Consider the following 17,113-nt stretch of genomic DNA (forward strand, 5'->3'; position numbering starts at 1 on the left):
CAACTTCCACACAACCTACTATTACTATTAACTTACTAATAATAAAATAAATAAAAGGAATGACCATGATAAATTTCTCTATTAACAAAACTTTATTTTTACAAGCACTAAATACTACAAAAAGAGCGATCAGTTCAAAAAATGCTATTCCAATCCTCTCAACAATTAAAATAGATGTAACTCCAGAAGGAGTTGCCTTATCAGGATCGAATGGCCAAATTTCAATTGAAAACTTTATTTCTATTAAAGATGAAAATGCAGGTTTATTAGTGACTTCTCCAGGTTCTATTTTATTGGAAGCAACTTTCTTTATTAATGTGGTTTCAAGTTTACCAGATGTTACTTTAGATTTTAAAGAGATTGAACAAAAACAAGTTCTCTTAACAAGTGGTAAATCAGAAATTACACTTAAAGGAAAAGATGCAGATCAATACCCACGTATCCAAGAAATTGCTGCAAGTAATCCATTAGTTTTGGAAACAAAATTATTAAAACAATTGATTAATGAAACGGCATTTGCAGCAAGTGTACAAGAGAGTCGTCCAATCTTGACAGGCGTTCACTTTGTTTTATCAGATAATAAAGAGCTAAAAACAGTAGCAACAGACTCTCACCGTATGAGTCAAAAAGTGATTACACTGGAGAAAAATGGAGACAACTTTGATGTCGTCATCCCAAGTCGTTCTCTTCGTGAATTCACCTCTGTCTTTTCTGATGATATTGAAACCGTTGAAGTTTTCTTTGCTAACAATCAAATCCTCTTTAGAAGTGAACACATTAGTTTCTATACCCGTTTGCTAGAAGGAAATTACCCTGATACAGATCGTCTCATTCCAACAGAGTTCAATACAGAGGCAACCTTCAATGTGGCCAACCTTCGATTTGCAATGGAGCGTGCTCGTCTTCTTTCAAATGCAACTCAAAACGGAACGGTTAAATTAGAGTTCAAAAATGGAGTGGTTTCTTCCCACGTTCATTCACCAGAAGTTGGACGAGTAAATGAAGAAATCGATACTAACGCTGTGTCAGGAGAGGATTTGTCAATCAGCTTTAATCCAACTTATTTGATTGAGGCGCTAAAAGCTATTGACAGTGAACAAGTTGTAATTCGTTTCATTTCTTCTGTTAGACCATTTACATTGGTTCCGGAAGGAAATGAACAAGGGTTCATTCAATTAATTACGCCAGTTCGCACAAATTAACATAGGTGAATCATGTATACGTTAGGTGATTTTGTAGAAATGAAAAAGCCTCACGCTTGTGTGATAAAAGAAACAGGCAAGAAGGCAAATCGTTGGGAAATTACGCGACTTGGTGCAGATATAAAAATCAAGTGTAGCAATTGTGATCATGTGGTCATGATGAGTCGCCATGATTTTGAACAGAAAATGAAGAAAGTACTATAAAAGGTTCAGTCACTTATGTGACCGAACCTTTTCAATTATTTTAATTCTTCAAATTTTCCATTTTTAACTTCTTTGAAACCACTTTGTTTTAACATATCAACAGTTGACTTGTAGCTGACATAGTCGACTTTTTTATCTTGTCGGGTAGTCAATAAATTCTTTTCAATCAGTTGATCTAAATTTGCTTTTTCATAATTGAGAGTTGTTGTTTCAACCATGTATTTATCATTGAACTCAGCAGAATGAGTAAATCCTTTGACGTCTTTGTTATCTTCCTCGTATTTGTCAACTATTTCTTTTAATTGATCTTTTGCAACTCCAGCTTCTTTGTAGTAAATAGTATTAATGGTTTGGTTACTAATTGTTTTATCGCCTTTGTGTTCAAATGTTACTCGAATATCTACTTTTCCATCTTGGTTAATCTTTTGAAGATAGGATTTTTGAACAGATTGTTGTCCACAAGCTCCAAGAAGAAAGAGTGTAAAGATAGCGATTAAAGAAAGGAAAATAGATTTCCATGTTTGTTTTTTCATCTGAAAAACTCCTTTGTTAGTTGTTAAATAAAGTATACCATATTTACCTTTTTAGAACGTTACAGTTTGATGAAAAATTCTAGTTTCAAAGGTGATGAAATATTTCATTTTTCATCACTTGTCTTTTGAATTATGTTATAATAAAAGAGATTGAAATTTGAACGGAGAAAAAGAAAAAATGGCATTAACAGCAGGTATCGTTGGCTTACCAAATGTTGGTAAATCAACCCTATTTAACGCAATTACAAAAGCAGGAGCAGAGGCCGCAAACTATCCCTTTGCGACCATTGATCCAAACGTCGGGATGGTAGAAGTTCCAGATGAACGCCTCCAAAAATTGACGGAAATGATTACTCCTAAGAAGACAGTTCCGACCACTTTTGAATTTACCGATATTGCTGGGATTGTGAAAGGAGCTTCTAAAGGGGAAGGACTTGGTAACAAATTCCTAGCCAATATCCGTGAAGTGGATGCTATTGTCCATGTGGTACGTGCTTTTGATGATGAAAATGTCATGCGGGAGCAAGGGCGTGAAGATGCCTTTGTTGATCCACTGGCAGATATTGATACCATCAATTTAGAATTAATTTTAGCTGACCTAGAGTCTGTCAATAAACGTTATGCGCGTGTAGAAAAAATCGCTCGTACACAAAAAGATAAGGATTCTGTTGCTGAATTTAATGTTCTACAAAAAATCAAACCAGTTCTTGAAGATGGTAAATCAGCTCGGACCATTGAATTCACTGAGGAAGAACAAAAAGTGGTGAAAGGACTTTTCCTTTTGACTACCAAACCAGTTCTTTATGTAGCAAATGTGGATGAAGATCTTGTTGCAGATCCAGACTCTATTGACTATGTGAAGCAAATTCGTGACTTTGCGGCAACAGAGAATGCGGAAGTAGTGGTGATTTCTGCGCGTGCTGAGGAAGAAATTTCTGAGCTAGATGATGCAGATAAACAAGAATTTTTAGAGGCAATTGGCTTAACAGAGTCTGGAGTCGATAAACTCACGCGTGCAGCTTACCACTTGTTGGGACTTGGCACTTATTTCACAGCTGGTGAAAAAGAAGTGCGTGCTTGGACCTTCAAACGTGGCATGAAAGCTCCTCAAGCTGCTGGAATCATCCACTCTGACTTTGAAAAAGGATTTATTCGTGCCGTGACCATGTCCTATGATGATTTGGTGAAATACGGTTCTGAAAAGGCTGTAAAAGAAGCGGGACGCTTGCGCGAAGAAGGAAAAGAATATGTTGTCCAAGACGGGGACATCATGGAATTCCGTTTCAATGTTTAAGAAAGTTAAAAAGATATAAAGGTTGGAAAAAATATTTCCAACCCTTTTAGTGTTTTGAAAGGAAAGAGATGACGAAATTAATTGTTGGATTGGGAAATCCAGGTGATAAGTATGTTGAAACCAAACACAATGTAGGCTTTATGTTAGTTGATCAAATGGCAAAGTCTTTAAATCTTACTTTCTCCCATGATAAGATTTTTCAAGCTGATATTGCCTCAACATTTTTGAATGGCGAAAAGGTTTATTTTGTAAAGCCAACCACTTTCATGAATGAGAGTGGAAAAGCAGTCCATGCTCTTCTGACTTATTATGGTCTGGATATTGAAGATCTTTTGGTTGTTTACGATGATTTAGATATGGAAATTGGCAAGATTCGTCTTCGAGCTAAAGGATCAGCTGGAGGTCATAACGGAATCAAATCGATTATCAATCATATTGGAACTCAGACTTTTTATAGAATTAAGATTGGAATTGGAAGACCTAAGCAGGGTATGTCAGTTGTTCATCATGTCTTAGGAAAATTTGATAAAGACGATTACATCACCATTCTACAAACAATCGATCGAGTAGAAGAAGCAGTTAACGATTACTTGGTAGAAGAAAATTTTGAAAGAAGCATGCAGAAATACAACGGGTAAGTAGATGAATGTAATTGATTTAGTGAGTCAAAACTCCAACCTTCTATCCTGGCAACAAGGTTTGCAGAAAAATAATAGAGAATTGATCTTAGGATTATCTGCGACTACTAAGGCTATTGTAATGGCTTCAGCCTTTGATTCTATTGAAAAAGCAGTCCTCATCACCTCCAGTTATAACGAAGCGGAACGATTGGCTAGTGATTTTATTGCTTTACTTGGAGAGGATAAGGTCCATACATTTTTGGGAGATGATAACCCTTTAGCAGAATTTGTTTTTGCTTCACAAGAAAGGCAATTTGCACGATTAGAGGCTTTGAATTTTTTATGTCAAGAGGATCGTCAAGGTATCCTTGTGACCAATGTGAGTGGTATTAAACTACTGTTACCTTCTCCTAAAGTTTTTGCATCTAGCATTTTTCAATTGAAGGTTGGTCAAGAAATAGACTTAACTATTCTGAGTGAAACATTACAGAAAATTGGCTATCAAAAAGTGGGCCAGGTTTTGCAACAAGGTGAGTTTAGTCTACGAGGAGATATTTTAGATATCTTTGAGATCGACCAACTCCAACCCTATCGGATTGAATTTTTCGGAGATGAGATTGATGGGATCCGAATCTTTGACCCAGAAAGCCAGCGTTCTGTTGAAAATGTCGAAGAAGTTCAACTGAAAGCGGTGAGTGATCTATTATTGCAAGAGGAAGATTTCATCCGTGGTCAGAAGCAAATCGAACAATTGCAAGAACAGAGCGCGAATGAAGAATTTAAATCTTATCTAGCAGAAATTCTAGGAGATATTTCTCAAAGAAAACTCCATACGGATCTTAGAAAATTTATTAGTTTCTTTTATGAGAAACAATATACATTATTTGATTATCTCCCTAAACACACTCCTGTTTTTCTGGATGATTATCAAAAAATAGCCGATCAAATAGCGAGATTTGAACTAGATACAGCTAATTTCTTGACGGAAGATTTACATAAAAATAGAGCTTCTTCTCGCCAAGTTTATTTTGCAGACACCAGTATAATATTACGAAAATATACACCTGCAACTTATTTTTCAAACTTTCAAAAAGGATTGGGAAATCTGAAGTTTGATCATTTGTATCAATTTAATCAATACCCAATGCAGGAGTTTTTTGGACAATTTGATTTACTAAAAGAGGAAATTGAACGGTATCGAAAATCAAACTATACGGTTATTGTCCAAGCAAGTTCTCATCACAATCTTCAACAGCTCCATAAAAATTTAGAAGAGTATGGAATTCGATTAGATTATATCGATGGGGATGCGATCATCCCTCAAGCTAGTCAATTAATTGTTGGAGGACTAGCTCACGGTTTTCAATTTGTTGATGAAAAAATTGTCTACATTACAGAGTCAGAGATTTATCAGAAAAAAATCAAGCGAAAGATTCGCAGGCAAAATATTTCCAATGCAGAACGTCTAAAAAATTATAATGAACTGGAAAAAGGGGACTATGTTGTTCACCAAGTTCATGGTATTGGTCAATATTTGGGAATTGAAACGATTGAAATTTCGGGTGTCCATCGTGATTATGTCTCCATTCAATATCAAAATGGAGATCGCATCTCGATTCCTGTCGATCAGATTCAGATGTTGTCCAAATACGTTGCAAGTGATGGAAAAACGCCAAAAATTAACAAATTAAACGATGGTCGTTTCCAAAAAACGAAGCAAAAGGTTCAGACCCAGGTGGAGGATATTGCGGATGATTTGATAAAACTCTATGCAGAGCGTAGTCAATTAGAAGGTTTTGCTTATTCTTCAGATGACGAAAATCAAGAAGCTTTTGAACAAGATTTTCCATATATTGAAACAGATGATCAGTTGCGCTCCATTGAAGAAATCAAAAAAGATATGGAATCGAATCGTCCGATGGACCGACTGCTGGTTGGAGACGTCGGTTTTGGGAAAACAGAAGTTGCTATGCGAGCAGCCTTTAAGGCAGTAAATGATCATAAACAAGTAGCAGTGCTGGTTCCTACGACTGTTCTTGCCCAACAACATTATGCCAATTTTAAGGAGCGTTTTGAAGCTTTTGCGGTAGAAGTTGCTGTTTTAAGTCGTTTCCAGAGTAAAGCAGAGCAGAAGGAAACGCTTGAAAAATTGAAAAAAGGACGAGTGGACATTATTATTGGAACTCACCGGTTATTGTCTAAAGATGTCGTCTTTTCAGACTTGGGCTTGATTGTGATCGATGAAGAGCAACGTTTTGGAGTAAAGCATAAAGAAACCTTGAAAGAATTGAAAAAAAAGGTGGATGTGCTTACCTTGACAGCTACCCCTATTCCTCGGACGCTCCATATGTCTATGCTAGGAATTCGAGATTTGTCTGTCATTGAAACACCTCCAACTAATCGGTATCCTGTGCAAACTTTTGTATTAGAGACCAATCCAACTATTATTCGAGATGCTGTGTTGCGGGAGATAGATCGTGGAGGTCAAGTGTACTATCTTTACAATAAGGTAGATACGATTGAGCAAAAAGTATCCGAGTTAAAAGAGTTGATTCCAGAGGCTTCGATTGGCTTTGTTCATGGCCAAATGAGTGAAGTTCGCCTAGAAAATACCTTGTTGGATTTCATTAATGGCGAATACGATGTCTTAGTGACGACAACCATTATTGAGACAGGTGTGGATATTCCAAATGCCAATACACTCTTTATTGAAAATGCGGATCATATGGGACTTTCAACTCTTTATCAACTAAGAGGTCGTGTGGGACGAAGCAACCGAATCGCTTATGCTTATTTGATGTATCGTCCAGACAAATCTCTTACAGAAGTGTCTGAAAAACGTTTAGAAGCTATTAAAGGTTTTACTGAGTTGGGGTCTGGATTTAAAATTGCTATGCGAGATCTATCGATCCGTGGAGCAGGAAATATCCTTGGAGCTTCTCAATCTGGTTTCATCGATTCAGTTGGTTTTGAAATGTATTCTCAATTGTTAGAAGAAGCTATTGCTAAGAAACAAGGCCAAGAGCATCGCAGGCAAAAGAGTAATGCAGAGTTGAACCTTCAAATAGATGCTTATTTACCTAATGAATATATTTCAGATCAACGTCAAAAAATTGAAATTTACAAACAAATTCGTGAAATGAATTCTGCGAGTGACTATGAATACTTGCAAGATGAATTGATTGATCGTTTTGGAGAATACCCAGATGTTGTCGCCTATCTACTTGAAATTGGTTTAGTGAAAGCTTATTTGGATCAAGTCTTTGTCCGTCTTGTTGAGAGAAAACAACAAAAAGTGACAGTGAAATTTGAACCTATTGCCAAACAACTGTTTTTAACACAGGATTATTTCAAAGCTCTGTCAATGACACAGTTGAAGGCACAGATTGCTGAAGAAAAGGGATTGATTGAAGTAATCTTTGATATTCGAAACAAGAAAGATTTTGAAATTTTAGAAGCTCTGAAGCAATTTGGTCAAACCTTATTGGAAATTAAACAGGAAATAGAAGAGAACTAGCAGTTCTTAGCTCATTTTTCGCATTTTATGTATAAAAAATGATACAATACTATGTTAGAGGTGACAGTATGAGATTAGATAAATATTTGAAAGTTTCTCGCATTATTAAGCGTCGCCCTGTTGCAAAGGAAGTTGCAGATAAAGGGCGGATCAAAGTTAATGGAGTATTAGCCAAAAGTTCAACGGATTTGAAAGTGAATGATCAAATTGAAGTTCGTTTTGGAAATAAAGTATTGACGGTTAAAGTCTTGGAAATGTTGGATAGTACAAAAAAAGAAGATGCATCCAAAATGTACGAAATCATTAGTGAAACAAGGATAGAAGAAGATGCCTAAAAATATCGTTCAAATGAACAATAAATATATCAAAGATGAAAGTCAGCGAAAACGTTTTTTAGAAGAAGAAAGAAAAAAACGTAATCGTTTTATGGGACTCGTCTTGATATTGGTCATGTTACTGTTTATTCTTCCAACTTATAATTTAGCCCAGAGCTATCAATCGCTACAAGATAAAAAAGAACAATACAAACAGTTGGAAAAAGAGTATAAAGAGACAAGTGAACAAAAAGAATACCAACAAGACATCGCTAAAAAATTAAAAGACGATGATTACGCAACAAAATATGCACGCGCCAAGTATTCTTTTTCAAAAGATGGTGAATATGTTTATACCATCCCAGATTTACTCCCCCAATAACCGATGGAAAATATTTTACAAACAGTTAAACAATTTCTTGAATTTTCGGATGAAAAATTAGAGGAATTAAAAAAGAAAAACCAAATGATCAAACTTCAAAAGGATGAAAAGGAAAGGAATACAGGTGTCTAAACGATTTCTGCTCCTATTGTTAGTTCCAATTTTATTTATTGGGTCTCAAGCAGCGAGTGTTGAGCAGTCTGAGTCTTCTCAGATAATGGCTCATCCATCAGAACTTTATTTTTCTTCAATTCCAGCGAACCCTAATGTCTATCGCAAAATTTCTATTTTCTCTGATCCTCAGTTGAAAAAAACAAAAGGAGAAATTCTTCCAAATTCACCGTTTACAATCGAACAACTCTTTGTAAATGATGAAGGGAAAGCTGTATTTAAAATAGCAGAGAAAGGGTATGTATTAGCAGATTCTTCTGTCATTTTTTCTGATGTTGTACAAGAAACACAAGAAAAAAAACAAGACATGTGGCTAAAACCTGGTTTTAAAGTGTACGACCGCCCCTTAATAAATGGTGCAAAAGAAAAAAATACACCTCTTTCTCCTTATACAAAAGTGACAGTCTTACGTACTGCTAAGACTTTACGAGATGAGTTTGTGGAGATTGAAGGTCAGGGCTGGGTGAACAAAGCATTCGTCACTGAAAAAGATAATCGAATGGAAAAAGTCCAGGACTTGTTAAATAGTAAATACAATTCTCCTTCGTATGGAATCTATGTAAAACAATTAGCGACTGGAAATACTGCTGGAATAAATCCGCAAAAAGAAATGTATTCTGCCAGTGTAACGAAATTACCATACTTGTATTATGTCCAAGAACAGCTCAATAAAAAAGCCATTTCTCCATCTACAACCTACAAGTATATTCCAGAAGTCAATGACTTTAAAGGTGGTTATGAACCAGAAGGAAGCGGTAGTATTTCAAAAACAGCAGATGGTAAGGAATATAGTGTCCAAGAATTAGTAGATAAGATTGCAAAAGAATCCGATAATGTTGGCCATAATATCTTGAATTATTATGTCACTCATCAATCAGATCAAGATTTCCAAAAAACTTTGGATAAAATTGCAAAAAAACATTGGGATGTTGAAAAAAGAGAAGCATCCGCTGAAATGGCTGGCAATGTTATGGAGGCTGTCTATCAACAGAATGGCTCAATTATTGATGCGCTCTCCTCTACAAAATTCGATGATCAACGGATTGCGCGTGACCTTCCAGTAAAGGTTGCTCATAAAATTGGAGATGCCTATGATTTTAGACATGATGTTGCGATTGTCTACACAAATTCACCCTATGTACTAGCCATTTTTACAGATCATTCAAATTATGATACGATTTCCAATATTTCAAAGGATATCTATGAGGTATTGAAATAATGGAAAAGCGATTTTTAGAGTTTTGTGAAAAACAAGATCTATTTACTTCCCATCGTCGTGTTTTAGTTGCCTTATCGGGTGGATTGGATTCAATGAATCTGTACGAACTTTTAGAAAAGAACAAAGAACGATTGAAAATCCAACTGATACTTGCTCATGTTAATCATGGACAAAGACCAGAATCAGATTTAGAAGAAAGAGAACTTCGAACACTAGCTGACAGGCGCAAGACATGTATCCACGTTGCTCACTATTTGGGTGATTTTACAGAAGCAAAAGCTCGTACCTTTCGTTATGATTTTTTTAGACAGATTATGGAGAAAGAGAATTGTACTGCTTTAGTAACAGGCCATCATGCAAACGATCAAGCTGAAACAACTTTCATGCGCTTGATAAGAGGAACTAAATTACGTCACTTGAGTGGCATTCCTGTACGCCAACCATTTGGAAAAGGTGAATTAATCCGTCCTTTATTGAGTTTTACCAAAGATGAGTTAATGAAAATTCCTCATTTTGAAGACAATAGTAATTACTCACAGGATTATTTTCGCAATCGTGTACGCCATCAATACCTTCCAGAATTTGAAAAAGAAAATCCTCAAATGCAAGCAAGTCTTCGCTATTTAGCAGAGGAAGTGACTCAATGGCACAAAGCACTGAAAGAATTGACTAGCGAGTTTACTATTCAAGATTTAGCTTCTTTTAGAACTTATTCCGATTCTGTCCAGTCTTTCTTATTAGAAGAGTATCTGGCACAATTTCCAGATTTACAACTTGGTAGAGTCCAGTTTCAAGAATTACTAGATTTACTAAGAAAAAAAAGAAATTGTGTCCATTATTTAAAGTCAAATTATGAACTCCATCAAGAATATGATTTCTTTGAAATACAAAAAATCAGTCAAAAGTTGGATGACCAAGTCCTCCCATTTTTGTTAGAATTTGGGAATATCTTTGAGATTGCAAATTATAAATTATCTTTTGGCCACCCATTAGTAGGGAAAAATGTGGAAATTCTTTCTGTTTCACGCGAAACGCCCATCTTAATTAGAAGGCGAGAGGAAGGAGATCAGCTGCTTGTTAATGGCCACCATCAAAAATTAAGGCGGTGGTTTATCAATCATAAAATCCCAATTTCTCTTCGGCAAAAGGCTCTCATTTTAGAACAGAATCATAATATTCTTTCAGTCGTGGGATTGGTAACGAGTGATTTGAGTAAGCCCTCAAAAAGTGGTATAATGAAAGATAGTCTTTATATTCAAAAAATAGATAGGTAAAAACATGTTAGAAAAAGATATAAAAAAAGTATTGGTTTCACATGATGAAATTGTAGAAGCAGCAAAAAAATTGGGTGAAACCCTAACAAAAGAGTATCAAGGAAAAAATCCTATTTTCGTTGGTATTTTGAAGGGTTCTGTTCCATTTATGGCAGAGTTGATCAACCATGTTGATACTCATATTGAATTAGACTTTATGTTGGTGTCAAGTTATCATGGTGGTACAGCAAGTTCAGGTATCATTAATATTATCAAGGATATTGATCAGGATATTACAGGTAGAGATATTTTATTTGTGGAAGATATCATCGATACAGGTAAAACCCTCAAGAGTCTAAAAGAACTCTTTGAAGAACGAAATGCAGCATCTGTGAAGATTGCGACATTATTGGATAAACCTGAAGGACGTTTGGTTGAGATCGAAGCAGATTATACTTGCTTTACGATTCCGAATGAGTTTGTTGTCGGATATGGTTTAGACTATGAAGAAAATTATCGTAACCTACCATATGTTGGTGTATTAAAAGAGGAAGTGTACTCAAAATAGAGGAGACTAGATGAATAACAGAAAAAACAACGGTTTTGTTCGAAATCCTTTTCTGTATTTGTTGATTATTGTAGCGGCTGTGACAGGATTCCAGTACTTTTTTGCGGGTAATGGAGTTGGTCAAAGTCAGCAAATCAACTACACAGAATTGGTCAAGGAAATTAAAAATGATAATGTCAAAACGATCAGTTACCAACCAAATGGTAGTGTGATTGAAATTGCAGGGACCTATAATAAAGCAAAAGAATCAAAAGAAGATACAGGGATTCAATTTTTTACCCCGAGTGTTCAAAAAGTATCTCGCTTTACTAGTGTCATCCTTCCATCTGATATCACCATCAATGAATTACAAAAATTAGCAGCTGACCACAAAGCAGAAATCACTATCAAGCGTGAGAGCTCAAGTGGCATGTGGATAACAATTCTCACTTCAATTGTTCCATTTGTTATCGTCATGTTCTTCTTCTTCTCCATGATGAACCAAGGTGGTGGCGGTGGTGCTCGTGGTGCGATGAACTTTGGTCGTAATAAAGCCCGTGCTGCTAATAAAGAAGATATTAAAGTTCGTTTTTCAGATGTAGCAGGAGCTGAGGAAGAAAAACAAGAACTTGTTGAAGTTGTTGAGTTTTTGAAAGATCCAAAACGCTTTACTAAATTAGGAGCAAGGATTCCAGCAGGTGTGCTTCTTGAAGGCCCTCCAGGAACTGGTAAAACCCTTCTAGCAAAAGCAGTAGCTGGAGAAGCTGGAGTACCATTCTTCAGTATCTCTGGTTCTGACTTTGTTGAAATGTTTGTCGGAGTCGGAGCTAGTCGTGTTCGTTCACTTTTCGAAGATGCTAAAAAAGCAGCCCCAGCCATTATCTTTATCGACGAAATTGATGCCGTTGGGCGTCAACGTGGTGTAGGTCTTGGTGGCGGAAATGATGAACGTGAACAAACCCTCAACCAGCTCCTGATTGAGATGGATGGTTTTGAAGGCAATGAAGGAATCATCGTGATCGCAGCAACCAACCGTTCTGATGTTCTTGACCCTGCCCTTCTTCGTCCTGGCCGTTTTGACCGTAAAGTATTGGTTGGACGTCCAGATGTGAAAGGTCGTGAGGCGATTCTTCGTGTTCATGCTAAAAATAAACCGCTTGCTCAAGATGTCGACTTAAAACTGGTTGCACAACAGACACCAGGATTTGTCGGTGCTGATCTTGAAAATGTTTTGAACGAAGCAGCCTTGGTAGCGGCTCGTCGAAATAAAAAAGTAATTGATGCTGCTGATATTGATGAAGCAGAAGATCGTGTTATTGCAGGTCCATCTAAGAAAGATCGGACGATTTCACAAAAAGAGCGAGAAATGGTTGCTTATCATGAAGCTGGTCATACGATCGTTGGTCTTGTCTTATCAAATGCACGTGTGGTTCATAAAGTTACCATTGTTCCACGTGGTCGCGCAGGCGGTTACATGATTGCCCTTCCTAAAGAAGATCAAATGTTACTTTCTAAAGAAGATATGAAAGAACAATTAGCAGGGCTCATGGGAGGACGTGTTGCCGAAGAAATTATTTTCAATTCGCAAACAACAGGTGCTTCAAATGACTTTGAACAAGCAACCCAAATGGCGCGTGCGATGGTAACAGAATATGGTATGAGTGAAAAACTTGGACCGGTTCAATATGAAGGAAATCATGCGATGTTTGGTGCCCAAAGTCCACAAAAAATGATTTCAGAACAAACAGCTTACGAAATCGATGAAGAAGTTCGTGGTCTGTTGAATGAAGCCCGTAATAAAGCTGCGGAAATTATTCAAGGAAATAGAGAAACGCATAAACTGATTGCCGAAGCTCTATTAAAATATGAAACCTTGGATAGTGTCCAAATTAAATCATTATACGAAACAGGAAAAATGCCCGAAAATTCAGAACATGAATTAGAAGAAGAAGCAAAACCTCTATCCTATGATGAGATTAAGTCAAAATTAGAAGAAAACAACTAATTTAAAAGAAGGAAAATATTTCCTTCTTTTTTTATTAAAAAAGTGTTGACAGAGTAAAAATATTCTGTATAATAGAATATGTTGTAAAAATGGTCCGTTGGTCAAGGGGTTAAGACACCGCCTTTTCACGGCGGTAACACGGGTTCGAATCCCGTACGGACTATCGATAAACTGTCACCAAGTGGCAGTTTTTTTGTGTATTTGAACAAAATAGTTAAAATAATAACCAAATAGTTAAAAAAACGTGCAGAATAGAAAAAAAGTCCAAGAGGCTTCTTTATTTTTATAAAATACAGATAAAAGTAAAGGAGAGCTTATGGAATTTAATAAAATGTATCAAAAAGTAAAATATATCGTAAGAAAATGTGAAAAAGAATATTATATTCAATTATGGGAAAAAGATGATTGGGAACAAGAAGGTCAGCTAACTCTGTTTGAACTTTATCAAAAGAATCCTGAAATTGAAACAAATGAAGAATTACTTTATACATATTTCAAAACAAAATTTAGAAATCATATTAAAGATAAAATAAGACAACAGGAAAGTGATAAAAGAAAAATTAATAGACTTCCATATATCGAAATTGGGGAAATTAGCCACAGAATTTCATCAAGAAAAATATATTTAGACGAACTGGTAGTTCTAAGAGATTCTTTAAAGGATTTTAAAGAAAAATTAACAGTAAAAGAAAAAGAACAATATGAAGCATTACTAACAAACAGAAGATGTCAAGGAAAAGCAAAAATGAAAAAGAAATTAGAGAACTATCTAAAGGATTTTAAAAATTCCATTTAAAAAATGAAATTTAAAAGTGTTTAAAAAAACTTTCAAAAAATAAAATTTTTTGAAAAAAAGTGTTGACAGTAAGTCCAGGTCATGATATACTAATATAGTTGTCGCGAGAGAGCGACAAAGACCTTTGAAAACTGAACAAGACGAACCAATGTGCAGGGCACTATAACGGAAGTTATAGTAACTGAACAATAAAAAACAATAAATCTGTCAGTGACAGAATGAGTTTAAGACAAACAATTATTTTAATGAGAGTTTGATCCTGGCTCAGGATGAACGCTGGCGGCGTGCCTAATACATGCAAGTAGAACGCTGAAGCTTGGTGCTTGCACCGAGCGGATGAGTTGCGAACGGGTGAGTAACGCGTAGGTAACCTGCCTGGTAGCGGGGGATAACTATTGGAAACGATAGCTAATACCGCATAACAGTAGATGTTGCATGACATCTGCTTGAAAGGGGCAAATGCTTCACTACCAGATGGACCTGCGTTGTATTAGCTAGTTGGTGAGGTAACGGCTCACCAAGGCGACGATACATAGCCGACCTGAGAGGGTGATCGGCCACACTGGGACTGAGACACGGCCCAGACTCCTACGGGAGGCAGCAGTAGGGAATCTTCGGCAATGGACGGAAGTCTGACCGAGCAACGCCGCGTGAGTGAAGAAGGTTTTCGGATCGTAAAGCTCTGTTGTAAGAGAAGAACGAGTGTGAGAGTGGAAAGTTCACACTGTGACGGTAACTTACCAGAAAGGGACGGCTAACTACGTGCCAGCAGCCGCGGTAATACGTAGGTCCCGAGCGTTATCCGGATTTATTGGGCGTAAAGCGAGCGCAGGCGGTTAGATAAGTCTGAAGTTAAAGGCTGTGGCTTAACCATAGTACGCTTTGGAAACTGTTTAACTTGAGTGCAGAAGGGGAGAGTGGAATTCCATGTGTAGCGGTGAAATGCGTAGATATATGGAGGAACACCGGTGGCGAAAGCGGCTCTCTGGTCTGTAACTGACGCTGAGGCTCGAAAGCGTGGGGAGCAAACAGGATTAGATACCCTGGTAGTCCACGCCGTAAACGATGAGTGCTAGGTGTTGGGTCCTTTCCGGGACTCAGTGCCGCAGCTAACGCATTAAGCACTCCGCCTGGGGAGTACGACCGCAAGGTTGAAACTCAAAGGAATTGACGGGGGCCCGCACAAGCGGTGGAGCATGTGGTTTAATTCGAAGCAACGCGAAGAACCTTACCAGGTCTTGACATCCCTCTGACCGCTCTAGAGATAGAGCTTTCCTTCGGGACAGAGGTGACAGGTGGTGCATGGTTGTCGTCAGCTCGTGTCGTGAGATGTTGGGTTAAGTCCCGCAACGAGCGCAACCCCTATTGTTAGTTGCCATCATTCAGTTGGGCACTCTAGCGAGACTGCCGGTAATAAACCGGAGGAAGGTGGGGATGACGTCAAATCATCATGCCCCTTATGACCTGGGCTACACACGTGCTACAATGGCTGGTACAACGAGTCGCGAGTCGGTGACGGCAAGCTAATCTCTTAAAGCCAGTCTCAGTTCGGATTGTAGGCTGCAACTCGCCTACATGAAGTCGGAATCGCTAGTAATCGCGGATCAGCACGCCGCGGTGAATACGTTCCCGGGCCTTGTACACACCGCCCGTCACACCACGAGAGTTTGTAACACCCGAAGTCGGTGAGGTAACCATTTGGAGCCAGCCGCCTAAGGTGGGATAGATGATTGGGGTGAAGTCGTAACAAGGTAGCCGTATCGGAAGGTGCGGCTGGATCACCTCCTTTCTAAGGAAAAGGAAACCTGTACGTTGGTCTTGTTTAGTTTTGAGAGGTCTTGTGGGGCCTTAGCTCAGCTGGGAGAGCGCCTGCTTTGCACGCAGGAGGTCAGCGGTTCGATCCCGCTAGGCTCCATTAACACTTTAGTAGTGTTAAGTTTGAACATTGAAAATTGAATATCTATATCAAATAGTAACAAGAAAATAAACCGAAACGCTGTAAATATTTAAAGAGTTTAGGTCGCAAGACCAAAAATAAGGTTAAGTTAATAAGGGCGCACGGTGGATGCCTTGGCACTAGAAGCCGAAGAAGGACGTGACAAACGACGAAATGCTTTGGGGAGCTGTAAGTAAGCGACGATCCAGAGATGTCCGAATGGGGGAACCCACTAGCTAATGGCTAGTACTCCTATCTGTTAAGGATAGGTAGAGGAAGACGCAGTGAACTGAAACATCTAAGTAGCTGCAGGAAGAGAAAGCAAAAGCGATTGCCTGAGTAGCGGCGAGCGAAACGGCAGGAGGGCAAACCGAAGAGTTTACTCTTCGGGGTTGTAGGACTGCAATGTGGACTTAAAGAGTATAGAAGAATGACATGGGAAGGTCAGCCAAAGAGAGTAAGAGCCTCGTATTCGAAATAGTCTTTATACCTAGCAGTATCCTGAGTACGGCGGGACACGAGAAATCCCGTCGGAATCTGGGAGGACCATCTCCCAACCCTAAATACTCTCTAGTGACCGATAGTGAACCAGTACCGTGAGGGAAAGGTGAAAAGCACCCCGGGAGGGGAGTGAAATAGAACCTGAAACCGTGTGCCTACAACAAGTTCGAGCCCGTTAATGGGTGAGAGCGTGCCTTTTGTAGAATGAACCGGCGAGTTACGATATGATGCGAGGTTAAGTTGAAGAGACGGAGCCGCAGGGAAACCGAGTCTGAATAGGGCGCATTAGTATTATGTCGTAGACCCGAAACCATGTGACCTACCCATGAGCAGGTTGAAGGTGAGGTAAAACTCACTGGAGGACCGAACCAGGGCACGTTGAAAAGTGCTTGGATGACTTGTGGGTAGCGGAGAAATTCCAAACGAACTTGGAGATAGCTGGTTCTCTCCGAAATAGCTTTAGGGCTAGCGTCGACATTAGAGATTCTTGGAGGTAGAGCACTGTTTGGGTGAGGGGTCCATCCCGGATTACCAATCTCAGATAAACTCCGAATGCCAATGAATTATGGTCGGCAGTCAGACTGCGAGTGCTAAGATCCGTAGTCGAAAGGGAAACAGC

General features: G+C 38.2%; 14 protein-coding genes, 2 tRNA genes and 2 rRNA genes (1 of these 18 running past the window's edge). 17 read left to right on the forward strand and 1 reads right to left on the reverse strand.

Annotated elements, in window-relative coordinates:
* The first annotated feature begins 65 nt into the window (after positions 1 to 65).
* On the forward strand, positions 66 to 1,202 hold the full coding sequence (dnaN, locus tag ACVC7Q_RS07585) for a DNA polymerase III subunit beta (RefSeq protein WP_277839135.1): 1,137 nt from the start codon (positions 66 to 68) through the stop codon (positions 1,200 to 1,202).
* A gap of 12 nt (positions 1,203 to 1,214) precedes the next feature.
* Positions 1,215 to 1,406, forward strand: a complete 192-nt coding sequence (locus ACVC7Q_RS07590; RefSeq protein WP_003002008.1) for a DUF951 domain-containing protein — start codon at positions 1,215 to 1,217, stop codon at positions 1,404 to 1,406.
* A 35-nt stretch (positions 1,407 to 1,441) separates the two neighbouring features.
* Here ACVC7Q_RS07590 and ACVC7Q_RS07595 read toward each other — a convergent pair whose 3' ends face one another.
* Positions 1,442 to 1,939: a DUF1307 domain-containing protein gene (locus tag ACVC7Q_RS07595; protein WP_049514973.1), complete on the reverse strand. Its 498-nt coding sequence runs from the start codon at positions 1,937 to 1,939 to the stop codon at positions 1,442 to 1,444.
* A 178-nt stretch (positions 1,940 to 2,117) separates the two neighbouring features.
* Here ACVC7Q_RS07595 and ychF point away from each other — a divergent pair, with 178 nt between their 5' ends.
* The 15 genes from ychF to ACVC7Q_RS07670 all read left to right on the forward strand — a co-directional run.
* Positions 2,118 to 3,233, forward strand: coding sequence for a redox-regulated ATPase YchF (gene ychF, locus ACVC7Q_RS07600; protein ID WP_447265434.1), 1,116 nt, complete (start codon positions 2,118 to 2,120; stop codon positions 3,231 to 3,233).
* Positions 3,234 to 3,301: 68 nt separating this feature from the next.
* Positions 3,302 to 3,871: an aminoacyl-tRNA hydrolase gene (gene pth / locus ACVC7Q_RS07605; protein ID WP_447265435.1), complete on the forward strand. Its 570-nt coding sequence runs from the start codon at positions 3,302 to 3,304 to the stop codon at positions 3,869 to 3,871.
* A 4-nt stretch (positions 3,872 to 3,875) separates the two neighbouring features.
* Positions 3,876 to 7,370: a transcription-repair coupling factor gene (gene mfd, locus ACVC7Q_RS07610; RefSeq protein ID WP_447265436.1), complete on the forward strand. Its 3,495-nt coding sequence runs from the start codon at positions 3,876 to 3,878 to the stop codon at positions 7,368 to 7,370.
* 68 nt (positions 7,371 to 7,438) lie between these two features.
* Entirely contained in the window at positions 7,439 to 7,705 is a 267-nt protein-coding gene (locus tag ACVC7Q_RS07615) for an RNA-binding S4 domain-containing protein (RefSeq protein ID WP_003002258.1), read from the forward strand.
* Positions 7,698 to 8,066 carry an FtsB family cell division protein gene (locus ACVC7Q_RS07620; protein WP_003010764.1) on the forward strand — a complete coding sequence of 123 codons (369 nt, stop codon included), beginning with the start codon at positions 7,698 to 7,700 and terminating at the stop codon, positions 8,064 to 8,066. The genes ACVC7Q_RS07615 and ACVC7Q_RS07620 overlap by 8 nt, the downstream gene beginning before the upstream one ends.
* A gap of 3 nt (positions 8,067 to 8,069) precedes the next feature.
* On the forward strand, positions 8,070 to 8,198 hold the full coding sequence (locus tag ACVC7Q_RS07625) for an SP_0009 family protein (RefSeq protein WP_003009253.1): 129 nt from the start codon (positions 8,070 to 8,072) through the stop codon (positions 8,196 to 8,198).
* Positions 8,170 to 9,456, forward strand: a complete 1,287-nt coding sequence (locus ACVC7Q_RS07630; protein ID WP_447265437.1) for a serine hydrolase — start codon at positions 8,170 to 8,172, stop codon at positions 9,454 to 9,456. Before ACVC7Q_RS07625 ends, ACVC7Q_RS07630 begins: the two co-directional genes overlap by 29 nt.
* Positions 9,456 to 10,730 carry a tRNA lysidine(34) synthetase TilS gene (tilS, locus tag ACVC7Q_RS07635; protein WP_447265438.1) on the forward strand — a complete coding sequence of 425 codons (1,275 nt, stop codon included), beginning with the start codon at positions 9,456 to 9,458 and terminating at the stop codon, positions 10,728 to 10,730. Before ACVC7Q_RS07630 ends, tilS begins: the two co-directional genes overlap by 1 nt.
* 4 nt (positions 10,731 to 10,734) lie before the next feature.
* Positions 10,735 to 11,277, forward strand: a complete 543-nt coding sequence (gene hpt / locus ACVC7Q_RS07640; RefSeq protein WP_045760073.1) for a hypoxanthine phosphoribosyltransferase — start codon at positions 10,735 to 10,737, stop codon at positions 11,275 to 11,277.
* 10 nt (positions 11,278 to 11,287) lie between these two features.
* Positions 11,288 to 13,261, forward strand: a complete 1,974-nt coding sequence (ftsH, locus tag ACVC7Q_RS07645) for an ATP-dependent zinc metalloprotease FtsH (RefSeq protein WP_045760074.1) — start codon at positions 11,288 to 11,290, stop codon at positions 13,259 to 13,261.
* 91 nt (positions 13,262 to 13,352) lie between these two features.
* A tRNA-Glu gene (locus tag ACVC7Q_RS07650) sits at positions 13,353 to 13,424 on the forward strand.
* Between the two features lie 153 nt (positions 13,425 to 13,577).
* A complete protein-coding gene (locus ACVC7Q_RS07655) occupies positions 13,578 to 14,057 on the forward strand; it encodes a sigma-70 family RNA polymerase sigma factor (RefSeq protein ID WP_447265439.1) in 480 nt (159 codons plus the stop codon).
* A gap of 241 nt (positions 14,058 to 14,298) precedes the next feature.
* Positions 14,299 to 15,846, forward strand: a 16S ribosomal RNA gene (locus tag ACVC7Q_RS07660).
* Positions 15,847 to 15,899: 53 nt separating this feature from the next.
* A tRNA-Ala gene (locus tag ACVC7Q_RS07665) sits at positions 15,900 to 15,972 on the forward strand.
* Positions 15,973 to 16,095: 123 nt separating this feature from the next.
* A 23S ribosomal RNA gene (locus tag ACVC7Q_RS07670) occupies positions 16,096 to 17,113 on the forward strand (it continues 1,884 nt past the right edge of the window).
* Together the 16S and 23S rRNA genes with 1 tRNA gene alongside form the textbook arrangement of a ribosomal RNA operon.

This window comes from Streptococcus sp. W151 (assembly GCF_053010205.1).